We start from the raw sequence: 25,114 nt of genomic DNA on the forward strand, positions 1-25,114 counted from the left end.
TATGACAAGTGAGTTCTATGAGTTGCTTACCTCTCCGGGCAGTTTTATTTTCAAAAGACTGTTAAAAAACTAGAAAAAAATTTTCTAAAAAGTTTTCAGTTTTACAGTTAAAACTGAGGAGGTTTAAAGATGGCAGCTTTGGGACAAGCAGCAAGACTAGGGATTGGAGCATTTGAAAACTCAGCACCTGTAGAACTACGCCCCGATAGAACTGAAGCAGATGTAGCAGTGGTTATCCGGGCAGCTTACCGCCAGGTTTTGGGTAATGCGTATCTCCTAGAAGGAGAGCGTCTAGAAAGTGCAGAATCGCTTTTGCAGCAAGGTTTAATCTCGGTTCGGGGATTTGTGCAAGCTATTGCTCAATCGGAACTCTATCGGGACAAGTTTTTTTACTCCAACTCGCAAACTCGGTTTATCGAGTTAAATTATAAGCATTTATTGGGGCGTGCCCCAGAAGATGAGTCAGAAATTTCGTACCATGTTGAGCTTTACAACTCACAAGGTTACGAAGCTGAAATTAATTCTTACATTGACTCATTAGAATATCAAGAAAGTTTTGGCGAAAATGTTGTGCCCTACTATCGAGGCTTTAAAAGTCGAGTAGGACAGAAGAACGTTGGATATAGCCGACTGTTCCAACTGTATCGTGGTTATGCAAATAGCGATCGCGCCCAAGGACAAAAACAAGGACGGCTAACCTGGGAAGTCGCTAAAAATCTAGCTTCACCCATTTATCCAGTCTCCGCCGGAGCCTTAACGGGTCTTTCTACAGGTGGTCGTGGGGAAACATATCGCATCAGAGTGCTACAAGCAGCTTCCCCCAACTCAACTGTAGTGCGCCGTGGTACTGCGGAATTGATCGTACCCTACGAGCAACTGTCTAGTAAATTGCAGCAGTTGAATCGTAAGGGCAGTAGAGTTATTAGCATTACTGCCGTATAAATAGGGAATCGGGAATTAAGTGAGGAGTTAGGAGTGAGGAGTTAAACGTGAGGAGTGAGGAGTTAGAAGTTATGAGTTTTAAATTCCTAACTATACCTCTACCCTTAACTGTTAACTCTTGACTCCTAGCTCCTAATTTTTCCAACTTACTAATTACAAAAGGAAAATTACCAATGGCTATTACAACAGCAGCGTCCCGTCTAGGAACGGAACCTTTTAGCGACCAATCTCCTGTAGAATTGCGTCCCAATGCAAGTAAAGAAGATATAGAGAGAGTAATCGCTGCCGTCTATCGTCAGGTGTTGGGCAACAACTATATATTGGCATCTGATCGGCTTACAAGTGCTGAATCTATCCTGCGCGATGGAAAAAATACAGTACAAGAGTTTGTGCGTCAAGTTGCCAAATCAGAACTGTACAAATCCAAATTTTTCTACGACAATTTCCAAACTCGCGTTATCGAACTGAACTATAAACATTTGTTGGGTCGTGCCCCTTATGATGAGTCTGAAGTGGTCTATCACTTGGACTTGTACCAAAACAAGGGATATGAAGCCGACATCGATTCTTATATTGATTCGCCAGAGTATCAATCTAGCTTTGGTGAAAATATAGTTCCTTACTATCGCGGCTTTAACACCCAAACAGGACAGAAAACTGTAGGATTCAGCCGGATATTCCAACTTTATCGCGGCTATGCCAGTAGCGATACTTCCCAACTCAAAGGCAAATCCTCTCGCCTTGCTGCTGAACTAGGTCGCAATAGTGCATCTGTTGTTGTTCCTCCATCTGGTGGCCCTTCGGGTTTTTCATACGTTGCTTCCGAAAAAGGCGTTACACCCAACAGTACTTTTGGTGGTGCGGGAACATTTGGTAAAGAAGGCAGACTCTACCGCATTGAAGTAGCAGGTGTTTTTGGTGCCGGTTATCCTAGCACACGCCGTGTCAATCAAGCGGTGGTAATACCTTATGAAGAACTATCTAGTTACTTCCAGAGAGTGGTAAAACAAGGTGGTAAAATAGCTAGTGTGAAACCACTTTAGTGTCATTTGTCAATAGTCATTAGTCATTGATTAATGACTATTGAAAACTTAAAATTTGAAATTTGGAAGTGATTTATGGTTGGACAAATTAGTAGTAGAAATAGTAATCGCTCCTTCCGATATGAAGTAGTAGGTTTGCGCCAAAGCGAAGAAACCCAAAAAAACAACTATCCGATTCGCTCTAGTGCCAGTGTATTTTTCACAGTGCCTGAAAACCGGATGAATCAAGAAATGCAGCGAATTACTCGCTTAGGTGGCAAAATAGTTAGTATTCAGCCATTAAACGCTGAAACGACAAATAGCGAACAAAGCGATCACCCTTCTTCCTAATGAATTCCAGTCCACAGAAATTTGAAGATTTATCCGCGACAGGTGATAATGCCGATGGTGGATCTTTAACAGTAGAACAAGCGATCGCAAATCTAGAAAGTGAAGATTTAGGCTTGCGATTTTATGCTGCCTGGTGGTTGGGTAGGTTTCGCATAGGTGAACCAGCTGCGGTTACAGGACTGATCAAAGCTTTAGAGGATGAAGCCGACAGAACACCAGAAGGCGGATATCCTCTAAGGCGGAACGCAGCTAGAGCCTTGGGAAAACTAGGCGATCGCCAGGCAGTCTCACCTTTAATTACGTGTTTAGATTGCTCAGATTTTTATGTGCGGGAAGCAGCAGCACAATCTTTAGAAATGCTAGGTGATCCGGTTTGTATTCCCGCCCTGATCAAGCTATTAGCAGCAGGGTTACAGGGAGAGCAGCTTGTCTCACAGCAACCTGATTTATCTCAACCTTACGAGGCCATTTTAGAAGCTTTGGGAACCTTGAGGGCGACTGAATTCACCTCTTTGGTAAAACCATTTTTAGAGCATCCAATTGAATTGGTGCAATATGCCGCCGCACGAGCGATGTATCAATTAACCCAAGAACCAGCTTATGGAGAACGGTTGGTAAAGGCTTTGGCGGGTGAGAGATTGCAATTGCGTCGAGCAGTGTTAGCAGATTTGGGAGCCATTGGATATCCACCCGCAGCAGATGCGATCGCACAGACTCTTGCTGAAAATAGCCTGAAACTCATTTCCCTCAAAGGATTACTAGAATATCAAGTCAATCACACAACACCAACCACTTTGTCAGAAGATGCGATTAAAGTGATTAATTTGATGGACTCGCTATTGTAGTCATAAATTGTAGAGAGTAAGTTGTTATTAATACTTTACAAAAGAAATGTTTATCACAAATAACCCCCAACCCAACTACAAAATCAGGGTTAGGGGGTTTATGTATGATGTAAACTACGGATAACTTCAGCTACAATTGGCTGACGGCTAATTACTCATGAAAAATTGTTATGAATAACAGCGAACTTGCCCAAATATTGATCCGTGCTGTACAAGAAGCAGATTCGTCCGAGCGCTTAGTAGACGCAGTTCAAGAGTTAGCAGCAGCCGGTATAGAGGAATCTGTTCCGACTCTAATTGCAGCTTTGGGCTACAACAATCCAGGAGCGGCGGTGGCGGCGGTAGATGGACTAATTGCGATCGGGGAAGCCGCAGTATCGCCACTATTGGAACTAATTGATGATTATAACTATGGTGCTAGAGCTTGGGCGCTTCGTGCCTTAGCGGGAATTGGCGATGTTCGGGCACTAGATACCTTGTTAGAGGCCGCAAAAACCGATTTTTCTTTAAGTGTGAGGCGGGCAGCTGCTAGAGGATTAGGCACTTTGCGCTGGCATCAAGTACCACCAGAGAAAGTAGAATCTGTTCAGACTGAGGTATTAGAGGCGCTATTATTAATTTCTCAAGATCCAGAATGGGTAGTCCGTTATGCAGCAGTGACGAGTTTAGAAACATTAGCCATTGCTATAGCAGTTACTTTACCCGATCAAGCGTCACGGATTACAAATCAACTTCAGCAAATGCTGGATACAGATGCCGATCTTGGAGTTCGCACCCGTGTCAAGTTTGCACAGCAAAAAATTCAGCAGCAACAACATCAAGAAGTATTTGCACCAAAAAGAAAGTTACAAGATACTGAAGTTGAAGTGCCTCATCGTGGTGGTGGTAGACGGTGAAATACTCAGACTTGCCTACAGATGAAGTCTGAGCTTCCCAATTTATTGGGAACAGCCTCAAAAACTCCGTAGTTTTTTTGGTCTTACATCCCCTCCAAGGGTAGGAGTCCTGATTCCCAAGACCCAAATCTTTGGTATGGGCTGTGGTGTAAAATTAATAAGACAATAAAGACTGAATTTCTGCCTGGATATTGCCACGGGCAGAGGGTTCGGCGAACTCTAACATTAAAGGCGTAAAATAGATATGCGATCGCAGTAAAAACCGTTCTAAAACTTTCTGACGACCCGTGATATAGTCCTTCTCTGGAAGCCAGCCATATTCCTGGCGAATAGCATGGGTGTATTCTTCATATTCCACTGAGTGAGCAGCCAAAATCGCTAAATCTGCGTCAATTAAGACTTTGCTATCAGAGTCATTCACCGCAGCTTGGTGGTCTTTAGTATTCAAAATGAGACGCATAACAGTATTTATAGTACTTTCTGGAATATCTAAAGTATTCAGCAACTCAAAAGCATAGTCGGCACTTCGTTCTTCATTATCTTTAGCTTCAGTGTCATACACTACATCATGAAACCAGGCTGCTAGCTGAACAGCAGCTAGGTTGTTGGTGTAACCTTGTAAAATCTGAATTGTGCTAAGAACGCGAGCGATGTGTTTTAGTGTATGGTAATAGCGACTAGGGGTAGAGTAAGCTGCAACCAACGAATTAAAGGCTTTTTCAGCCGCGATCTGGTCAACACCAAAAGATTGGAGTGTATGTTGCCAGTTAGAAAATAAAATATCCATAAAGTTTTCTGTAGGCATAGAGTGAGTATACCCATTCTTAGTATTGGAAAAGATAAGTACATCTTGTTCAAACGACAGAGGGAAGATGCAATAAGAGAAAAAGCTGGAAAATCCTTCTTTTCTGCCCAATTATCCGTGTTTATCAAAATTCTGCTCCTTAAAAGCTACTACTTAGAATTTTCCTGCTGTCAGACTTAAATTGCAACTTGGCAAACCATTAAATATGGTGACAGCTAAATGAAAGCGTCAAAATAGAAGACACAGGCTTTGTACAAAAAGCCTTGCCTTGATTTACGGAGTTTATTATCAGTGGTATTACAAGTACAAACAAGCACCTACGAAGCTAAAACCCAAGAAATTGCTAAACAACTTCTAGCCGCAACGCAGGAAAATCGTTCGTTTTTTTCTTCCCTGCGGGATCAAATGCGTTGGGATGATAAATTACTAGCTTGGGCGATGAGTAATCCTGGGTTGCGGGTGCAACTATTTCGCTTTATAGATACCCTACCTGCTTTACACAGTAAATCAGAAATTGCCTCACATTTACAAGAATATTTAGGAGATGAATCTGTAGAATTACCGGCAGCTTTGAAGGGAATGTTAAACTTTGCCAACCCTGATTCGATGCCAGGACAAGTTGCTGCGACAACCGTTGGTACAGCTGTTGAGACTCTTGCCCATAAATATATTTCTGGGGAAAATATTAAACAAGTCATCAAAACAGTTGAACGACTGCGAAAAGAAAAAATGGCTTTCACCATTGATTTACTTGGTGAAGCGGTGATTACCGAAGCCGAAGCGCAGTCTTATCTAGAACGCTATCTAGAATTAATGCAACAATTGGTAGAAGCATCAAAGAATTGGGCAGCTATCCCGGCTATTGATGAGGCTGATGGCGAAGCGATACCCAAAGTTCAGGTTTCTGTGAAATTAACGGCGTTTTATTCTCAATTTGACCCATTAGATGCTAAAGGTAGTGAGGAGAGAGTTAGTGATCGCATTCGGACTCTTTTACGTCGTGCTAAAGAGTTGGGTGCAGCTGTGCATTTTGATATGGAACAGTATGCTTATAAGGATATAACTCTCAGCATCCTGAAAAAACTCTTACTAGAAGAAGAATTTCGGCAACGCACAGATATTGGCATGACAATTCAAGCATATCTGCGTGATAGCGAACAAGATGCCAAAGACGTAATTTCTTGGTTGAAAGAACGTGGTTATCCTCTGACAATCCGCTTGGTGAAAGGCGCATATTGGGATCAAGAAACTATCAAAGCAGCCCAGAAACATTGGAAACAGCCAGTTTACAACGACAAAGCGGCAACTGATGCTAACTTTGAAACCATCACTCAGTTATTGCTAGAAAATCATCAATATGTGTATTCTGCCATTGGTAGCCATAATGTGCGATCGCACTCTCGCGCCATTGCCATAGCTGAAAGTTTAAATGTCCCTCGCCGCCGCTTTGAATTACAAGTCCTCTACGGTATGGGTGATAAAGTTGCCAAGGCGTTGGTTGATAAAGGTTATCGAGTCAGAGTTTACTGTCCCTACGGTGAATTGTTGCCGGGAATGGCGTATTTAATTCGCCGATTGTTAGAAAATACAGCTAATAGTTCATTTTTACGCCAAAACCTCGAAAATAGACCAATTGAAGAGTTATTAGCGCCGCCAATTGTCAAAGAAGAAAAATCTTTAACTCCTAACTCTCATTTCATTGGTGCAGCTGATACCGATTATGCGGTGGAAGAGATCAGAACGAAAGCGGCGCAAGCTTTCCAAAGTGTTCGTCAACAATTGGGTAAAACTTATTTGCCGTTGATTAATGGGGAATATGTGAATCCGCCGGAATTTGTTGATTCTCTCAATCCTTCTAATTTCAGTGAAGTAGTTGGTAAAGTAGGCTTGATTAGTGTTGAACAGGCTGAACAAGCCATGCAAGCAGCCAAAGCCGCATTTCCTGGGTGGAGGAAAACACCTGCGAAACAACGCGCTGATATTTTGCGGAAAGCGGGTGATTTGATGGAACTCCGCCGCGCCGAACTTTCAGCTTGGATAGTTTTGGAAGTTGGGAAACCAGTTAAGGAAGCTGATGGAGAGGTTTCGGAAGCGATCGACTTTTGTAGGTACTACGCTGATGAAATAGAAAGGCTAGACAAAGGTGTTAATTATGACCTTGCTGGGGAAACTAACCGTTATATCTACCATCCACGGGGGATTGTTGTAGTAATTTCTCCCTGGAATTTCCCCCTAGCGATCGCTTGTGGAATGACTGTTGCAGCCTTAGTTTCAGGGAATTGTACTCTTCTTAAACCTGCGGAAACATCTTCTGTGATTGCAGCTAAACTCACAGAAATTTTGATAGATGCTGGTTTTCCTAAAGGTGTATTTCAATACGTACCTGGCAAGGGTTCGCAAGTTGGTGCTTATTTGGTAAATCATCCAGATACTCATGTAATTGCTTTTACTGGTTCTCAAGAAGTTGGTTGTAGAATTTACGCAGAAGCCGCAATATTGAAACCTGGACAAAAGCACATGAAACGGGTGATTGCTGAAATGGGCGGCAAAAATGCCATCATTGTTGATGAAAGTGCTGATTTAGACCAAGCAGTTGTAGGAGTAGTACAATCGGCATTTGGTTACAGTGGACAAAAATGTTCTGCGGCTTCCAGAGTGATTGTGCTGGAACCAATTTATGAAGCCTTTGTGCAGCGATTGGTAGAAGCCACAAAATCCTTGAACATTGGGGAAGCAGAGTTACCAAGTACCCAAGTGGGGCCAGTGATTGATGCCAATGCCCGCGATCGCATCCGCGAGTATATTGAGAAGGGTAAGGCAGAAGCACAATTAGCCTTGGAATTACCAGCACCCGAACAAGGATATTTTATCGGCCCTGTAATTTTTAGTGAAGTATCGCCAAATGCGGTAATTTCCCAGCAAGAAATTTTTGGCCCTGTGCTGGCGGTAATTCGGGTAAAAGATTTCCAGGAAGCGTTAGCAGTCGCCAACGGGACAAACTACGCCTTAACTGGCGGACTTTATTCTCGAACACCTTCGCACATTCAGCAGGCGCAGACAGAGTTTGAAGTTGGGAATTTGTACATCAACCGCAATATTACCGGAGCGATCGTTGGCCGGCAACCCTTTGGTGGATTCAAACTCTCTGGAGTCGGTTCTAAAGCTGGAGGCCCTGATTACCTACTGCAATTCCTAGAACCACGCGCGGTAACAGAAAATATTCAGCGCCAAGGTTTTGCACCAATTGAAGGTGCAGATTAAACTACAAAAGTAGTAAGGGCATATATTCCAATAGGTTTGGGTTCAAGCTGAATCTGCCCTAATTATCCTAGAACTTACGCAAATAGAAAGATTTCCAGGTAGAGGCAATTCATGAATTGCCTCTACAATATGTAGTTTTGCGTAAGTCCTACATCCTTAAAAAGGTATCCCAGCACATCCCAAAATTAGGTTCAGCTAATCGTCATTTAAATTGCATCATTTTCATGGTAGTAAAAGCTGCAAACCCTCTCCCTTGCTCCCTGCCCCCTGCGCCCTACGATCTCAATGTGCTTTCTTATATGCTTAACAGCTTACTTTCCATCTGGAAAGGTAAAATCAGGGTTTGAAGCTATGAGTATACGATTTATCAGTTTTAGCATGAACAAAAAATGGGCGGTCAAGCGAATCACTATAAACCTGGCATCAAATGAAGCCAAAAACCTCGAAAAATATTGTGAACAGACAGGCAGACCAGCGACAGATGTGATTAGAGAACTCATTCGAGCCTTACCACAGACGAAATAAAAGTAGATTTGTTAACCATTTCACTTTAGTTGATTCTCAAGATATAAATATTAGAACTTGGGTAATTTTTGGTAAAGATTGAGAGGCAAGTAAAAACTGAGTAAAGGCGTGCTACGCTCGCCATAAACGAGCGCAGCACGCCGAAAACAAGATGACGTGAAACTATATTTAGTTACAAAATGAGGGCTGAGAAACTGTTTATACGGTTCGGCGACTATTTTAGTCTGTCGTCACTTCCATCAAAAAATAATTTCTAACCCTTGTTTTTTAGTATTTTCGCAACAAACAACAGCAAAGAAAGTAGCAAATATCCAGTTGGAAGTGTTTAATTTTATGATTACCGCTTTTGAATTACTCTTGTCAGAGTAAACTGAAAACCTTTGTCCAAATCTACAACACCTTCGACTATAGTCATGATTTTTCTGGACAGGGATTTGACAGGTCAAGGTAAGGCTTCAATCAGTTCACGAATCACGTCTATTGCTGGTTTGCCTGTTTGTTCACAATACTTTTCAAGATTCTGAGCTTCATCTAATGTCAAGTTTAAGGTAATTCGCTTAAGCGCCTTTTTCTTGCTGGAGGTTGCCAAATGGGGAAATTTAAGTGCAGCAGTTTTATTCATTGATTGATAGGCTAGATATATACAAACTTTCCTTATCAAGCTTGCCAATTTTGAAACGTCTTTACCAGTGAAAATCAAGATTTTGAGATTGAACTTAAGCGTTAAGCCCCAAACACATTACTGAAAATAGAAGGTATTAAATTACTAGTATCATACGGAATAAATCAACTATTGCGGTTGGTGCAAGAAGCTTTTGACTGAAGACCTTGTATCAGCAACGATCCACAGTCCAGATTTTATGTTAAATAAGTTGTGTTAAATTACCGAAACAATTAGATTCCTAAAGATGGCTGACATGAGTAAGCATTTTGGACATACAACTCTTTGAGATTCTCTGCAAGATGAAATTGTTCCTTTGTGATAGCTATCACCTCATATCTATAGCAACTTAGTAGATAATTCCTTTTAGTTAAAGGCGATTACCCAAACGTGAGTTAATACATGACTTTACAGAACTGGAGACGAAAGCGTGGCGTTGCACTTACTACCAAGGGTTTACAAAAAATTAAGGAAGCAAAACATCAGTCAGAAGCAAAGGAAAATTTTGGAAACAGGTATACTCTCGAAGAAATGAGTGCCCGCTCTGGGTTATATTCTGCTACCATCTCGAAAGTCTTGAATCGGGAAGGAGGGGTTGATAAGCAGACTATTGAAAAGCTTTTTTCAGCTTTCAATTTAAAAATAGATAAAAGTGACTATTTAAGGTCAACTAATCGTCTAGATTGGGGAGAAGCTATCTTTAACTCAGCTTTTTATGGACGTACAGAAGAACTTAGCACCCTAGAGCAATGGATTCTCAATGAACACTGTGCATTGGTCGCACTATTAGGAATAGGAGGTATTGGGAAAACAACGCTGTCTGTAAAGCTTGCTCAACAGATGCAGGAAAACTTTGAGTATGTGATCTGGCGATCGCTACGAGAAGCCCCACCTGTTAAAATTATTCTCAGTAACCTGCTCCAATTTTTCTCTGACGAGCAGGAAACAGAAGATAACTTACCAGAAAGCTTTAGCGATCGGGTCTCAAGACTCCTCTACTATTTGCAAAATCATCGCTGTTTGCTGATCCTTGATAATGCAGAGTCAATTCTCCGCAGTGGTAGCCGCGCCGGACTTTATCGAGAAGGATATGAAGAATACGGTGAGCTTTTAAGACGGATAGGAGAAGCAACTCACCAAAGCTGCTTAGTGCTGACTAGTCGTGAAAAACCGAAAGAAGTGGCATTACTGGAAGGACAAACACTACCTGTTCGCTCATTCCTACTGAGTGGTTTGAAGATGGCAGAAGGGCAAGAAATCTTGAAACTCAAAGGATTATCGGCAGCACAGGATGAATGGAAAGTAATGATTGAGCGCTATGCAGGTAATCCACTAGCTTTGAAGATAGTTGCTACAACCGTTCAAGATATCTTTGATGGTAATGTGACTGCCTTTTTGCAGCAAGATATGTCTGTTTTTGGCGACATTCGCGATATTTTAGAGCAGCAGTTTGACCGCTTGTCAGATATAGAAAAACATATTATGTACTGGCTAGCGATTAATCGTGAGTCGGTTACACTCTCAGAGTTGCGAGAAGATATTGTATCACCAGTACCACAAGCAAAATTACTAGAGGCTCTAGAATCTTTAGGCAGGCGATCGCTAATCGAGAAAGCTACGCCTAAGCTCATTGAAAAAACTGGATCACTTTTTACCCTCCAGCCTGTAGTCATGGAGTATGTGACTAGTAGCTTGATAGAACAGGTCTGTGAAGAGATTGTCACTCAGAAGATTGATTTATTCAGATGTCATGCTCTGATGAAGGCAACGGGTAAAGACTATGTTAAAGATACTCAAGTTCGTCTCATCATCAAACCAGTTATAGATGGTTTGCTTAATGCTTTAAGAAGTAAAAGGAACATTGAAAATCAATTAACTCAAATTCTTACAAAACTCCGAGAAACATCGCCGCTAGAACCAGGCTATACAGCTGGCAATATTTTGAATCTGCTTTGTCATTTAGAAACAGATTTAAGTGGCTATGATTTTTCTTATCTGACTGTTTGGCAAGCAGATATGCGGAGTATGAATTTGCACAATGTAAATTTTGTTCACGCCGATCTAGCTAAGTGTGTTTTTGTTGAAACCCTCGGTGGTATTTTTTCGGTAGCCTTTAGCCCCAATGGGAAACTTCTAGCTACAGGTGATACTAATAATGAGATTCGTCTGTACCAAGTTGTAGATGGACAACAGATGCTCACTTGTAGGGGACACGCTGGTTGGGTTCGCTCAGTTACCTTCAGTCCTGATGGAGATATTATTGCTAGCGGTAGTGACGATCAAACAGTGAAACTATGGAATGTTAGTACTGGTCAGTGTGTTGCAAATTTGCAAGGGCATAGCAGTGGTATCCAATCTATCGCTTTTAGCACGAATGGCCACATACTGGCGAGTAGCAGTGAAGATAAAACTGTGAAGTTTTGGAATACCGATACAGGTCTGTGTTTTAACACCTTATCAGTAGATGATTATAGTGTATGGTCAATCGCCTTCAGCCCCGATGGTTACACAGTGGTAACTGGAAACGACAATCACACCCTTAACCTATGGGATATCAACACTGGTAAATGTATCAAAATATTACAGGGACATACCAATCGAGTCCATTCCGTTAGTTTCAGTGCAGATGGTCATATTTTGGCTAGCGCTAGTCACGATCACACAGTCAAGCTATGGAATGTTGACACAGGACAATGCTATTTAACGCTGCAAGGTCATACTGACTCAGTACATTCTGTTACCTTCAGTCTGGATGGACACATTATTGCTAGCGGCAGTGATGATCAAACGGTGAGAGTGTGGGATGTTGCCACAGGTAAATGCATTAGAACTTTGAAAGGACATAGCAGCCGAATATGGACAGTTGCACTAAGTTCTGACAAAGACAGCTACATTCTGGCTAGTGGCGGTGATGACCAAAAAGTTATGCTATGGGATGTCAGTACTGGGAGTTGTATTAGGATTTTTCAGGGTTATTGTGATGGGGTTTGGTCTGTTGCCTTCAGCCCAGATGGTTATACCCTGGCTAGCAGTGGATCTAACAAAATTGTCAGGCTTTGGGATGCTAGCATCGGTAAATGTCTTCAAACTTTGCGAGGACACAATAATCGAGTAACATCAGTTTCCCTTAGTCCAGATGGTCGAATTTTGGCTAGTGGTAGTGAAGACCAAACGGTGAAATTGTGGGATACTAATACTGGACAATGTTTCACGACCTTAAATGGGCACAGTAACCGGATATTAGCTGTTTCCTTCAGCCCAAATGGTCTGATTCTGGCAAGTAGCAGCGACGATCGCACAATAAAGCTATGGGACACTAGTACGGGGCAATGCCTTAATACCTTGAATAGACAAAGCCATCGGGTTTGGTCTATCGCCTTCAGCCCAGACGGTCAGATATTAGCTAGTGGTTGTCATGACCAAATAGTAAAGTTATGGGATGTCAACACTGGTCAATGCCTTCAATCCCTCCAAGGACATACTGATTGGCTGTGGTCAGTCAGCTTTAGTGCAGATGGGCAGTTTCTAGCGAGTGGCAGTAGTGATCAAACAGTGAAATTGTGGGACGTGAGAACAGGTAAACACCTTAAAACTCTACAAGGTCATACCAGTTCTGTCTACTCAGTTAGCTTTAGTGCAGATGGACGCCTTCTAGCAAGTGGGAGTGGCGATCAAATGGTGAAGTTATGGGATATTAGTAGTGGACAATGCCTCAAAAGTTTGTCAGGACATACCAAGTGGGTTTGGTCACTTGCCTTCAGTGCCCACGATCAAACCCTGGCTAGTAGTAGCCAAGATGATACTATTAGAATATGGGATGTGAAGACTGGAGAGTGTCTAAAAATTTTGAGGAATGATAGACCCTATCAAGGTATGAACGTCACTGGCATTACAGGTATAACGGAAGCTCAGAGAGCCTCACTGAAAGCTTTAGGAGCAGTTATTCATGGAGAAGACAATCCTAAAGTTGTAAGCTGAAAAGCCTGGATGATCATAGAAAAAACTAAATAACTTTTTTCAAGACTTAGCTTTTTGATAGACGCAAGAATTTGTTTCCAGTCTTCTGAAATTCATAGGATGCTTGTCTAATTTCTACTTTATATCCCTGCTTGATGAGTTGGTTGATGACTGGCAGCAAAAATGGAGATTGTTTCCCAGACGTGTCTACCAGTGGAAAAATGCGTGTCTCTATAGCAACTCGACACATTTCTGCAATAGAAGCGAGATGGAACTCTTCAGATAGGTGTTCAGAATAGATAAATAAGAAATGAGAACACAAGGCTAAATCAAATTGCCGATCAGCAAATGGTAAAGTAGGTAGCTCACCTATAACATAACGTTTCTCCTGAATTCCTAAAGTAAAGTCTTCAATGAATTCCTGCATCGCGGATCTTCTAATGTTTAGTAACTGGCTTGGCGATTGAATATCCTGCCAAACAAAATTATCTGGATTTCCTTGCACCGCATTCATGACTTCACGGTTAGCTTCTTGGATGCGTTGAGTAATCTCACTCTTACTTAATTTGTAAATGGGATCGCAAGAAACAACATTGCCTCCTCGACGGGTTATCTCAACATTAAAGCTTGCAGGTCCACCTGCACAGTCAATAATTTTCAGCTTGATATCTTCAACAGTTAGACCAAACATTTTGATGTATTCCTCAGTAGAACGTCCCCAGATAAGGATGTTCTCAAACTTAATTCTCATAACTTTGATCCTAAGATTTACATTATTAATTCAAAACTCTGGACTTTGCCTATCAATAACTTCAAAAACAGGCATAAGTACAATTGTTGCCCTAACTTTACGCTCATCTTTGTATCTATCAATCGCCCATCCAACTGTACCTAAAACACCAAGCGCCAATATCCCTAATACAGCAGAAGGTTCGGATACAGGTACTGGTTTCACGGCTGAAAAAGCTAATTCTGCAATTAGCTTTTGAGCAGAGGTTGTAGGATGAACTTGATCCCAAAATAAAAAATTATCTGGTTCACAAGCAACCAGTTGCTTGTGAATATTGATGGGTACTACCGATAAATCTCCAATACAAGAATCAGTCACATTTGTAAAACCGAATTCTTCTGGAGCAGCGATGATTCTATTGAATAGAGAATTAACATCAAGAGGAATGATATTAATATCAGGGCTGAGTTGCTGGCTCAAAAAGTTGAGATTTGCACTTAAAATGGAGTTGTGTGCATTGGTAAAAGTGCTTAGTAAGCTGTAATCTTGATTATTGCCGCCTACAACTGGGAACTTTCCTAAATCTGGTAAGTTAACCACTAGAAAGTTTTTAGCACCAACAGCAGCAAGTGATGTCACAGCCATTGATAAATTTTTGACTGTTTCATTAGGATTGGGAACGTTACCAAAAAAATAATCTAAATAATCATTTGTACCAGCCCAGATGACGTAGAGGGCGTTCGGGTTTGCAGAAGTATTTGCTGATGTAAAGCTATTTATCTGTTGCTGCAATCCTGGTAAACTAGAAAGACCAATATTTTTATACCCTGTGGTTGCGCCACCATAGGCAAAATTGTTGTTTAGATTCAACTTTAATCCTAAATCAGAGGCGAGATATTCCACCCAAATTGGGCCATTGGAAAAACGTCCATTAAAGTAAGTTGGACTGGGAGGGATTATTCCGCCTGTGGCATTGAATACATCACCTGTGTCAGAGAGGCTATCACCAAACACATAAATATCGTCATTATTCTGCGCTGAAACTTTAAGCGGAAAGATAAGAGATAAAATAAAAATTCCGGTCGCAAAAATTTGTTTATTCACAAGCAAATACTCAAAAAAACTTTAAATATTGGTAAATATCCTTAACAAGAAGCAATGCTTCTGTCTTTAGAATTTGTCAGTGCCAAGTCAGATTCTATTTTATGGATAGGAGCAGAACCTAGTGCTACTTTGCCCCAACGCATCACACTAGCAGAGACGGCACCTGCTGCACCAAATCCATAAACAAGAACTAAGTCATTTTCACTAATTTTTCCTAACTGTGCAGCATGGTACATATTAACTATAGAAAGTACTGGCCCAATGTTTGCATATTGTGGATAGAGGTCGATTGTACGCTCTGGATCAATACCTAGTACGCGGGCACAGAAACGTGCGAACCAAGCCGTAGGTGTGTTGAAAATAAAAAAGTCTATTTGCTCAAGCGTCACACCTGCTGCATTAATAGCACCTTCACAACATGTGCGAAGAAACCCTACAGCCGTTTCCCGAGTTAACCTGTTTGCATCTTTACTGACCTGCATACGAACCTGCAAGTTGCCCTGTATATTTTTGGCGATCGCAGGGTAAACTAAATCGGACAGCGCACCAGCATGAATAGTCTTAATACCAAGAATACCCTGATGTGATTCAAGTTTACTTACCACAAAAGCCCCGACACCATCGCTAAGAAACCATGAGGCAGTATCATCCTCAGGGACAAAGTGAGAGTAAGAGCATGAGATCACTACTAGTACATTGTGATACTGTCCTGCCGCAACCAAAGCATAAGCAGTCTGCAATGCAATGAGAGTGCTACCACAGCTAGCATCTAGATTCCAAGCTGCACCCTGCAAACCTAGCTCACGCGACAGAAAGGCAGCATCACCAAATCCGGTTTGTTTAGGCCAGACTGAGGCAACAAGCATCAGATCGACATCTTCCAGAGAAAGCTTTGCAGCCGCCAAAGTATCTTTTACTGCGCGGCACTGTAGCATCAATGGTGACTCATCTGGACTGAGTACCCACCGTTGGACAGTCCCCCGAAACGGATCTGATAGATAGGGCACCATCTCTAAGTCGAACTCATTCTTAGGGGTGGAGCTATCAAGAGAGAACCACCTTCCTAAACTTTTTTGCTCTGCTTGAGCAACCAATTCGGGGTATTTTTCTCTATAGTAATCGTTGTTACGTCTAATGCTAGGTAAGCTCACAGCCAGTGAGCGGATACCTACTGCGTGTTGTGCCATAAAAAACTTTTTATATACTAAGTTAGTAGTAATAATTTGTATTGCTTTGGCCAATCAAATTCTGAATCCGACTTTCAATTGGTGCAGGCTGAGTAGGGTCAATGACTACATCAACCACGAATGGAGCGATCGCCACCATTGCTTGCTCCAGAGCCGCCTGGATCTCAGGCTCTCTCTCGACACGAATACCATCGGCTCCCATACCAGAAGCAATCTTCACAAAGTCTGTTTGGGGAATCTTTGCATCTACACCCTGGAAGCCCAACATTGCTATCCCTTGATCGCACATATTGTAGCATCCGTCATTAAGTACTATCCAGACAACTGGAATTTGGTACTTCACCGCTGTGCTGATCTCGTTATTCATTAACATGGCACCGTCACCAACAATGGCGATCACTTTACCACGACGAGCTAGTGCCGCACCGACAATGCCAGTGGTAATATGCCCCATAGAACCGAAACCGCTACAGTTTCTGTAACGATGTGGCTTGGTAAACCGCAGCATATAATTTCCCCAAGCAGAGGAACTGCTTGCCTCGGCCATTACCAATACATCACTTGCGTCAACAATCAGTCTTTGAATAGTATCCATAAGTACTGCGGGACGCACTTTACCGTATGTACGTGGACTGATTGTACTGTATTCGGGTCTAGGCAGGATCGGTTTTGCCAACTGAACAAGCTGCTGCGGAAAGTATTTCAACAGAGCTTTGACAAACACTCTGATGTCAGATGGAATGGCAAAAGTCTCAGCAGATGGATATGCAGTTCCTGGGATCTCTGGGTCGATGTCAACATGCAAAAAGCCCCGCAAAGGAACCATCACAGGCAGCAAGAGTGATGTGCGTTCGCCTAAGCGTGTTCCCAGAACTAAGATGCGTAAAGGACGGTATTTCTGCATGTACTTGAGAACCGACTCATGCCCACCGAAGCCAGTGACACCAACAAACTGAGGATGATCTTCAGGAAAAATACCTTTAGCCCGTGGTGAACACATTACGGCAGCCCCTGTCCTCTCAGCAAGCTGGCGAATCTCTTTTGCAGCACCCCGTGCCCCGAAGCCTACCCAGATTGCAAAGACTCCCTCAGAAAGTAACCGGACACATTCTCCGATTGTTTCTTCACTTGCCGTTGCTATCGCATGACACAGAGTTACTTGTGGCAAAGATGTTTTTACTGAACTTGTCTGGATATTTGTCGGAATACTGATATGAGCTACAAATCCTGCCGGTTGTGCTAGACCAAGAGCAAGCCTTCGAGAAACCTCTGGAAGTTCATCGCTGGATTCGAGGGTTGTTGCATAATGGAATATTGTCCCCGAAGTAAAAATATCTGCACTAGGCATTGTGTAGGCGCTAGTTTCTTGGCAAGCCCACCGACCACGCTGTGATGCTGAGGTTGAAGCTGATACGAAAATCACCTTAGCACCCTCCCAACGGGCAGCCAACAGCCCTGTCAAAGCATTGGTGATCCCCGGCCCTGTAGTAGTGAATACCACAACTGGGCGATCGCTAACAAAGTAAGCCTCAATGGCCGCAAAAGCTGCTCCAGCTTCGTGGCGAAAGTGCAGCACCTGTATGGAACTTTGGTGTAATGCAGCCCACATTGGCGCGATCGCGCCTCCCGAAACACCAAAGGCATACTCTACTCCCATATCTCCTAGTATTTTAACCACTGCCTCTGCTACCGAAGAAGGTCTAGATGGCTTGCTGTGAGATTGCTGTTCAATGGAGTTTAATTGTTCAGTGGTATTCGCTTGTGTGTCCTGAAATTTAAGATGCATACAAACTATACTTATTAGGAATAATTTCCCCTATGAAGTAACATTATCCCACACGCTAAACTCAGCAATATTACTTTTTTTAGATAAGTACCATACAATTTTTTTAGCACTGCTTTTGTAAAGCAGTTACTTAGAAACTTTAAAACGACCCTCATACTTTGCCTTGCCAATCTTTTAGCAGTTGAAAATCTGATACAAGAAATGTCTAGAGAATTCAACAATATATAGACGTAGCGATGCCTGCGCCAACGCAGATGGGTTAACCTGTTTTCTAGTTTATGAGAACTGAACACTATAGAATCAAGCTCTGGAGTATAAAAAGGTGATTAACTTCAATCAGTATAAAGCTTTAACTTTCGATTGTTATGGAACCCTGATTGATTGGGAGAACGGCATTTTAGGAGCGCTCAAGCCACTTTTGCTGGCACACAACACTGATTTAGATGACGATCGAATTCTGGAGCTTTTTGCTGAATTTGAAGCAGAACTGGAAAAGGGTGACTATATCAAATATCGGGAAGTTTTGAAGAGAGTAGTCAAGAAATTTGGTGAACAATTTGGCTTTGAGCCAACTGTCAAGGAACTAAATTCAATTGCTGATTCGATTCAGCATTGGCTACCTTTCCCCGATACAGTTCAGGCACTTAAAACCCTCAAGCAAAAGTTTCAGCTGGTAATTATCTCCAATGTAGATGACGATCTATTTGCTTTCTCTGCAAAACACTTAGAGGTGGAATTTGACCAAATAATCACAGCAGAACAGGCAAAAAGTTACAAACCCTCCTTAAACAACTTCAGACTGGCTATTGAGAGAATTGATTTGCCGCTAGAGCAGATATTACATATTGCTGCTAGTGTATATCACGATATCGTTACAGCCAAATCTTTAGGACTATCAACAGTCTGGGTAAACCGTCGAGCAGAGAAAAAAGGATCAAAAACCACAGAATCAGCATTAAGTCAACCTGACTTAGAAGTCCCTGATTTAAAGACTCTTGCTGCTTTGAGTTTAGCGAAACAATACTGAGCAATCAATGCTGAATGCCCAGCACTATTTTGACAATGATCTGTTGTTACAAAACGAAACAAGGATTGCAACATAGATTGATTCTGCTTTACTCTGGAAAAACTACTATGCCAGTTTAATGGCACGCTCAACCTTCTTTTGAGGGCGACACATAAGGGACGGGTAACGCTTGTAGCAACACTCTCCTTCTGGTTCTCCTTTCCTCAGCGCCTGCCGAGAAACTTGTTCAAGAAAACTACTTTGATAGCCTAAAACGATGAAAGCATCTGCTAATTTCGACTTTGAAGACGAGAAATTTAATGCACCGCCTTCTCAAGTCATCCCTTGGTGTCAGATGATTAATCCTCGGTATGGCACAGATGGTATGCAATCCCACGGTTTGGCGATTAAACTAGACAATGCCAATGCCGTCGGCTTTGTGCCAGATGATAATTGGCAGCAGGTAGAGCATGAATTTAGTTCTGGAGTCGAAACGGTCTTTATTAGCACTACTCCACACTTGGTTTTAGTACGTCGCGGGCCTTTGTCTGTCAAAGACCGGGAAAGTGGTCTAAAATTGGGTACGCTCAAAGAGAATTATGATGCCTTTTTAGCAGATAAACTTAAATTTAAAACATTTACTCGCTATCTAATTTTTATAGTGGGTGAGAATAAAAAGTTTTTACACGAATCACCACTACAACTAACTCTTAATGGTGCTGCCGGAGCGAGTTTCAGCAAAACCTACTGCGAATATCAACAAGGTAAAGTAGTTAGTGGATTCGTGGCTGAACTAGAAAAAGCTTATGCTGTTTACCGCAAGCAACCTTTAACGCCAAAAGGCCCTTTGTTCCATGCTCACGGGATTTTTTGCCCGATAATTGAGTGTGAAGAAAGAGGTATTGAACCAAATACTGTTCTGGTAGCTTCAACTGTAGACTACAAACATCCCACGGTAGGGACTTTAACTCAATATTTAATAGCTTCGGATTCTCTAGAGTCTGCAATGATTTGCAAGACTTTTGAAGAATACAAAGATTTTGGGAAGGAACCTGTAAAATCAGAAACGCCTAAATTGGCAATGGCAGGAGTTTCTAACTCTTACGTTTATGCTGATGAAGATGATTTTGCTTATCCGCCGTATTAAGTGGGAATGGGGAAGAGGCAGGGAGCAGGGGAGGCAAACTATTGGTTATTATAAATTCCCCATTCCCCATTCCCCATTCCCCATTCCCCATTCCCAATGCCCTATTCTTTGAGCAGCAAATAATATAGTGAACCATTACCGCCTGTGATGCCAGCGCGATCGCCTGCTAGTTTACCAGACCCCATGAAATAATCCACACGTCCCGGGCCTTTGATGGCGCTTCCTGTATCCTGATCAAGCACAAAGCGGCTGACAGTACGCCTCTCTAGTTTGCCACGACTGGCGGGATAGGGAAATGAATTGTAAATCAGAGCTAACGCTCCCGGTGGCATGAGAGACTTATCTGTAGCAATGGAACGTTCTGCTGTCACTGGCACATGAATACTACCAGTCGCTCCTCTACCACCTGTTTCTTGGAAGAAAATAAATCGTTCCCATCGGGGCAGATAATTGTTCAACTCCTGGGGTTTTTGCCGGAAATAACTAATTAGACGTGGCATTGTCAATCCATTTAGTGGCAGTTTGCCATCTTTGGCTAGTTCTTTGCCGATGCTAGTCCAGGGGTAATCAGTTCCACCTGCATAGCCAACTGACGTTGTTTTGCCATTAGTTAACTTAATTTGAGCAGAACCTTGGATATGTACCATGTATGCGTCGAGGCGATCGCGGAACCAAAGCAGTTCTAAACCGCGCAATTTGCTCTTATTCCCTTGTAAACCATCCTTCCCTTCCAAATCAATTCGTTTGGGGTGGGGTTTCGGCCATTGGCTGAAATCAGGTGGTAGGCGATAAAGGGGATACTTATAGATTGCAGTTTTGACACGGCTAGCGGTGTAAACAGGTTCGTAGTAAGCAGTGAATTTAACAGTACCCTTGCCATCGTTCCCTACAGACTGGTAAAAGACAAACTCGCGGCGGACAGCAGATTGTAATTGGGCTGGTGACTTAGAACTGACAACCAGTTGACGGAAACGTAACAAACTCCGGCGGACGCGATCGAGGGTAATTTCCTTGATTGGATAATTTTGATATGCTGCGATCGCTTCACCCTTTGTTAGGTAGATCAGACTGTTATCAATGGAAGCCAACAACGCATTGCGATCGCCTCCGGTGGGCGAAGCACCAACACCTGTTTTACCTCTTTGACCCCAAATTTGATCATCCCAACCCAAGCACCTCTGCTGGAGCGTACAATCGCTTTCTATGGCGATCGGTTTTAGCGGCGGTGTTATCTCTGGAGTGATTGGTATTGGCACCGGAGACAGATCGGGAGTAGTCGGTATTGGCAAGGGCAGTAAGTTAGGAACCTGAGCGACAGCCGACCAAAGAGGGTTTACAAGGACAACTCCCAGACTGAAGGAAAGTAAAGCAAGGGTTTTTCTCATCATTTAGTTGAATCTTTCAACACTGGAACTAAAAAGAGGTTCTACCCGGATTGCCACAACCCGAGAAGGTCTTACTACCATATATTCCCCTTGAATATTTTTGATCGGCACACTAATAAAGTCATTGGAAGCAGATTTTGGCACAAGTTCGCCGCTATACCACTTCTGAAACTCTTGAATAGTAGGAAAACGTACTTCTTCCCGGTGGCCGCTTTCCAGTAGGAGGTATACGGCATATTCATTTGGAGTTCTAGCCATAAGATTGAACCATTTAAAAAACATTCAACCCATTGTTAACCACGTAACCCCTGAATGAAAAGGGTAAGCATACGGGAGGTGGGGATGAGGGAAGAAGTAAGGGGGCAGGGGAGGCAGGGGAAGCAGAGGGAGAAGAGGAGTGTGGGGAGTGTGGGGAGTGTGGGGGGTAAGACTTCTTCCCCATCCTCCCACACCCCTTGGATTTCTCACAAGTGAGAAATCCAGGCTAATGCCCAATTCCCAATTGCCCAATGACTCCTCACTCTAGACGGCTAATCCTTTAATCAGTTCCTTCAAAAGTGTAAGTTTACATTAGCTCCTGCATAACTCTCCAATCAACTTCTGATAAGTCATTGGCATTGTTGAACAACAGTTAGTTATTCAGGAGGCAAAATTTATGAAACTTTACTATCGTGGTCTGAGCTACGAATACAACCCAAGCAAAGTTGCCAGCAAAAAAACAGAACAGCCCTTTCAACCAGTTCCTCAACTCGGACCAGCTTATAATTTAATGTACCGTGGCGTTAATTATCGTGTTGATCCAAATTCAAAATCGGCAGAAGTTTCTCTTTCACCAGTAGCTTATAAATTGAGCTTTAGGGGAATTACTTACTTTGTAAATAAAACTGCACAGGGAGACGTGACTGTAGTCTCTCAACCAGCAATAAATTCAAAAGTTGCGGCACTACCGATTTCTGAACAATTAAAACTTCAATAATAATATGGTTACAAGCTCATCTGAAGTTTAGGGAGTCATGAACTTGTGTGTAGTACAATCCTCAAAAAACCTTTGAATTTTAGGATTATCTACCTCAAATTCATCTTGCCAAAACTGGTAGTTGTGCCAAGATGAATTTGAGGACTTAAGGCAAGTGAGACAATGTTAGGACAATTATTAGACGGACGTTACCAAGTCCTCCAAGTCTTAGGGGGAGGTGGATTCGGTCAAACCTATATAGCTCAAGATACCCATCGCCCAGGTTTTCCGAAATGCGTTGTCAAACACCTTAAGCCTGTCACTCGTAGCCCCGAATTTCTCGAAACTGCTAGACGGCTATTTACCAGTGAGGCAGAAACACTAGAAGAACTGGGCAACCATGACCAAATCCCTCGGCTTTTAGCCTATTTTGAAGATAACCAAGAGTTCTTTTTGGTGCAAGAGTTTATTGAGGGGCATACTCTAAAAGCAGAACTCTTACCGAATCAACTTTGGACAGGAGATCAAGTAATTCAACTTCTGCAACAGATGTTGGGTATTCTGCAATTTATTCACAGCCACAACGTTATCCATCGAGATATCAAACCAGACAATATAATCAGGCGGCAGAAAGACGGTAAGTTAGTGCTGATTGACTTTGGTGCAGTTAAACAAGTCCAAACTCAAATGCTTACAGTTTCAGGGCGCACGGGGGCTACTATTATCATTGGCACCCCAGGATATATGTCTACAGAACAGGGGCAAGGTAAGCCTCGTTCTAACAGCGATATTTATTCTTTGGGTATTATTGCTATCCAATCGCTGACTGGGTTACATCCTATCAACTTTGAGGAAGATCCAGATACTGGTGAAATTTCTTGGCAACATCAGGCTAATGTCAGTTCTGAGTTGGCATCTGTGCTATCTAAGATGGTGCTACATCACTTTAAACAGCGCTATCAATCTGCGGCTGAAGTTTTAGAGGTACTTAAGCATCTTGATAGTAAAGTAGAAGCGCAATCACTTCAATCACCATCTTTTAGACAACCATCTCAAGCTTCACTTTCTCAACAAAACTCAATTGGATATTCGCCTGCTTCCATCCTGTCTGCGGAAAATTATCGCCGCTTAGAAAAGATTCTTTTGGAATTTGTCGGCCCCGTTGCCTCAAGATTACTCCGACAAGTTGCGACATCAGCACCAAACTGCGAAGAATTAATTAATCAATTAGCCCTTCATCTTCGAGGAAATCAACAAATTGATTTTAAGAAGAAAACAATGTTTCTACTAGAGAAGCCGACTCTACTACAGGAGTTTACTCTTAAATCTGAAATTCAGTCCAATAATTTACCAAGCCAAGAATCTCAAGAAATCAGCGATCGCTTTCTGCATCAGTGTGAACGGGAATTGGCTGATTTGATTGGCCCAATAGCTAAGTTTCTAGTCCAAAAAGCTGTTAAGTCATCTGGGCAAATTTCTCGTGCAGAATTTGTTCAACTTTTAGCATCACAAATTCCCGAACCTCAAAAAGCTTTGAAATTTCAGCAACGCTTACTTTCTTGATATTTTAAATATTGTCTTTATTTATCCGTTAATTACGAATTATCAACCTTGGTTATTCAACATCTCCATAGCTATTTTTAAGCTAGCTTTCATCCGATTAAATGCTTCTGCTAACCCGCCAATCTCATCATTAGAGCTTTCTTCAAAATCAGCACTCATATCACCGACACTAACTTTTTGGGCTATTTTTTCAATTCTTCTGATGCGCTGAATCACATATTTTTTGATTAAGAAGTTAATTAAGAAAACTACGATCGCAAAGATAGTTATTAAAAGCCCCATGATTAATACCCAAGTCCTTTTGGCATTGGCAAAAATTTCTTGGGAAGGAACAGAGATTATTTGAGCAGAAACAATCTGATTAAGTTGCCAGCCAAAACCATTTTCCGAGCCATAAGTTGCCAACTGGCTCTTAGGAGCCTGATCTGGTGTAGAATGACATCGCAGACATTTCTGTTGTGTAATCTTTAATGGTCGCGCTATGTAAAATACTTCGCCTTCTGACAGGTTCCGAAAGCCTGTAATTTCTTGAGTTTTGGAGTCGTTGCGAAAACGCTCTACAAGTTGAGTTTCAAAATTATCAGCTTTATCCGCTAAATTCGTAGGATTTAGTGTTGCATCTTTATGGAAAAAGTTTTTATATTCGGGCTTTTTACGAAAATTCTCAAATACTTCTTTAGAAGAAAAAGTTGGTACAACTTCAGGCATGAACGTTGGGTTAGTATCTAGTCTAGGTTCTAATAAGGGATCTATCCGATTTTGTGTATAATCTCTAACTGCGTTCACCATTTGAATGAGAATCTGCGCTTGAGAAGTTACTTCATTTTGCGCTCTCCCCTGAAGTACACTGGATAAGGCAATCCCACTTCCCACAATACTGACTATGAAAACTAATATTAAAAGTAAGTTAAATTTAGCACCGATTTTTAAGTTTTTTAATGTAATGTTGTTTAACATAACCTAACCAATGAAGGTGGTATCTGAGT

The 25,114-nt window shown here is 42.1% G+C and carries 21 protein-coding genes; 12 read left to right on the forward strand and 9 right to left on the reverse strand.

Annotation, left to right across the window (positions count from 1 at the left end; translation table 11 throughout):
• Window positions 1-129 precede the first annotated feature (129 nt).
• The 5 genes from V7K69_RS03955 to V7K69_RS03975 all read left to right on the forward strand — a co-directional run bounded on the left by V7K69_RS03955 (window position 130) and on the right by V7K69_RS03975 (window position 4,056).
• Entirely contained in the window at window positions 130-942 is an 813-nt protein-coding gene (locus tag V7K69_RS03955; protein ID WP_335031607.1) for a phycobilisome linker polypeptide, read from the forward strand.
• A gap of 173 nt (window positions 943-1,115) precedes the next feature.
• A complete protein-coding gene (locus V7K69_RS03960) occupies window positions 1,116-1,985 on the forward strand; it encodes a phycobilisome linker polypeptide (protein WP_335031609.1) in 870 nt (289 codons plus the stop codon).
• A gap of 75 nt (window positions 1,986-2,060) precedes the next feature.
• Complete coding sequence (locus tag V7K69_RS03965) at window positions 2,061-2,315, forward strand: phycobilisome linker polypeptide (RefSeq protein ID WP_190935383.1); 255 nt, start codon at window positions 2,061-2,063, stop codon at window positions 2,313-2,315.
• Window positions 2,315-3,160, forward strand: a complete 846-nt coding sequence (locus V7K69_RS03970; RefSeq protein WP_335031613.1) for a HEAT repeat domain-containing protein — start codon at window positions 2,315-2,317, stop codon at window positions 3,158-3,160. Before V7K69_RS03965 ends, V7K69_RS03970 begins: the two co-directional genes overlap by 1 nt.
• 170 nt (window positions 3,161-3,330) lie before the next feature.
• A complete protein-coding gene (locus V7K69_RS03975) occupies window positions 3,331-4,056 on the forward strand; it encodes a HEAT repeat domain-containing protein (RefSeq protein ID WP_335031615.1) in 726 nt (241 codons plus the stop codon).
• 154 nt (window positions 4,057-4,210) lie between these two features.
• Here V7K69_RS03975 and V7K69_RS03980 read toward each other — a convergent pair whose 3' ends face one another.
• Window positions 4,211-4,861 carry an HD domain-containing protein gene (locus V7K69_RS03980; protein WP_335031617.1) on the reverse strand — a complete coding sequence of 217 codons (651 nt, stop codon included), beginning with the start codon at window positions 4,859-4,861 and terminating at the stop codon, window positions 4,211-4,213.
• A gap of 291 nt (window positions 4,862-5,152) precedes the next feature.
• Between V7K69_RS03980 and pruA the strand changes: the two genes are divergently transcribed.
• A complete protein-coding gene (gene pruA / locus V7K69_RS03985) occupies window positions 5,153-8,122 on the forward strand; it encodes an L-glutamate gamma-semialdehyde dehydrogenase (protein WP_335031619.1) in 2,970 nt (989 codons plus the stop codon).
• Window positions 8,123-8,500: 378 nt separating this feature from the next.
• Window positions 8,501-8,647: a ribbon-helix-helix protein, CopG family gene (locus tag V7K69_RS03990; protein WP_114083081.1), complete on the forward strand. Its 147-nt coding sequence runs from the start codon at window positions 8,501-8,503 to the stop codon at window positions 8,645-8,647.
• A gap of 442 nt (window positions 8,648-9,089) precedes the next feature.
• Here the strand turns inward: V7K69_RS03990 and V7K69_RS03995 are convergent, their stop codons facing one another.
• Window positions 9,090-9,269 carry a CopG family transcriptional regulator gene (locus tag V7K69_RS03995; RefSeq protein ID WP_179073760.1) on the reverse strand — a complete coding sequence of 60 codons (180 nt, stop codon included), beginning with the start codon at window positions 9,267-9,269 and terminating at the stop codon, window positions 9,090-9,092.
• A 441-nt stretch (window positions 9,270-9,710) separates the two neighbouring features.
• On the opposite strand from V7K69_RS03995, the gene V7K69_RS04000 reads away from it, so the two are divergent.
• The gene (locus V7K69_RS04000; RefSeq protein ID WP_335031622.1) at window positions 9,711-13,286 is read left to right on the forward strand and encodes an NB-ARC domain-containing protein; all 3,576 of its coding nucleotides are present in this window, start codon (window positions 9,711-9,713) and stop codon (window positions 13,284-13,286) included.
• Window positions 13,287-13,332: 46 nt separating this feature from the next.
• Here V7K69_RS04000 and V7K69_RS04005 read toward each other — a convergent pair whose 3' ends face one another.
• The 4 genes from V7K69_RS04005 to V7K69_RS04020 are packed head-to-tail and all read right to left on the reverse strand — an operon-like array spanning window position 13,333 to window position 18,072.
• Window positions 13,333-14,016, reverse strand: coding sequence for a class I SAM-dependent methyltransferase (locus V7K69_RS04005; protein WP_335031624.1), 684 nt, complete (start codon window positions 14,014-14,016; stop codon window positions 13,333-13,335).
• Window positions 14,017-14,046: 30 nt separating this feature from the next.
• Window positions 14,047-15,099, reverse strand: coding sequence for an SGNH/GDSL hydrolase family protein (locus V7K69_RS04010; protein ID WP_335031625.1), 1,053 nt, complete (start codon window positions 15,097-15,099; stop codon window positions 14,047-14,049).
• A 41-nt stretch (window positions 15,100-15,140) separates the two neighbouring features.
• Entirely contained in the window at window positions 15,141-16,286 is a 1,146-nt protein-coding gene (locus tag V7K69_RS04015) for a 3-oxoacyl-ACP synthase III family protein (RefSeq protein WP_335031627.1), read from the reverse strand.
• Between the two features lie 22 nt (window positions 16,287-16,308).
• On the reverse strand, window positions 16,309-18,072 hold the full coding sequence (locus V7K69_RS04020; RefSeq protein WP_335031629.1) for a ScyA-related TPP-binding enzyme: 1,764 nt from the start codon (window positions 18,070-18,072) through the stop codon (window positions 16,309-16,311).
• 322 nt (window positions 18,073-18,394) lie between these two features.
• On the opposite strand from V7K69_RS04020, the gene V7K69_RS04025 reads away from it, so the two are divergent.
• Together V7K69_RS04025 and V7K69_RS04030 are read left to right on the forward strand one after the other, a co-directional pair.
• Window positions 18,395-19,099, forward strand: coding sequence for a haloacid dehalogenase type II (locus V7K69_RS04025; protein ID WP_335031631.1), 705 nt, complete (start codon window positions 18,395-18,397; stop codon window positions 19,097-19,099).
• Window positions 19,100-19,355: 256 nt separating this feature from the next.
• A complete protein-coding gene (locus tag V7K69_RS04030; RefSeq protein ID WP_174713408.1) occupies window positions 19,356-20,225 on the forward strand; it encodes a DUF5895 domain-containing protein in 870 nt (289 codons plus the stop codon).
• Between the two features lie 101 nt (window positions 20,226-20,326).
• On the opposite strand, the gene mltA is transcribed toward V7K69_RS04030, so the two are convergent.
• Both mltA and V7K69_RS04040 read right to left on the reverse strand, forming a co-directional pair.
• Window positions 20,327-21,610, reverse strand: coding sequence for a murein transglycosylase A (gene mltA, locus V7K69_RS04035; protein ID WP_335031770.1), 1,284 nt, complete (start codon window positions 21,608-21,610; stop codon window positions 20,327-20,329).
• Between the two features lie 3 nt (window positions 21,611-21,613).
• The gene (locus V7K69_RS04040) at window positions 21,614-21,868 is read right to left on the reverse strand and encodes a hypothetical protein (RefSeq protein ID WP_335031635.1); all 255 of its coding nucleotides are present in this window, start codon (window positions 21,866-21,868) and stop codon (window positions 21,614-21,616) included.
• A 397-nt stretch (window positions 21,869-22,265) separates the two neighbouring features.
• On the opposite strand from V7K69_RS04040, the gene V7K69_RS04045 reads away from it, so the two are divergent.
• Window positions 22,266-22,586 carry a DUF4278 domain-containing protein gene (locus V7K69_RS04045; protein WP_335031637.1) on the forward strand — a complete coding sequence of 107 codons (321 nt, stop codon included), beginning with the start codon at window positions 22,266-22,268 and terminating at the stop codon, window positions 22,584-22,586.
• A 162-nt stretch (window positions 22,587-22,748) separates the two neighbouring features.
• Window positions 22,749-24,128 (forward strand): serine/threonine-protein kinase, encoded by a 1,380-nt coding sequence (locus V7K69_RS04050; RefSeq protein WP_335031639.1) that lies wholly within the window; start codon window positions 22,749-22,751, stop codon window positions 24,126-24,128.
• 42 nt (window positions 24,129-24,170) lie between these two features.
• Here V7K69_RS04050 and V7K69_RS04055 read toward each other — a convergent pair whose 3' ends face one another.
• A complete protein-coding gene (locus V7K69_RS04055; protein ID WP_335031641.1) occupies window positions 24,171-25,085 on the reverse strand; it encodes a Tll0287-like domain-containing protein in 915 nt (304 codons plus the stop codon).
• Between the last annotated feature and the right edge of the window lie 29 nt (window positions 25,086-25,114).

The organism is Nostoc sp. (assembly GCF_036917775.1).
Lineage (GTDB): Bacteria > Cyanobacteriota > Cyanobacteriia > Cyanobacteriales > Nostocaceae > Nostoc.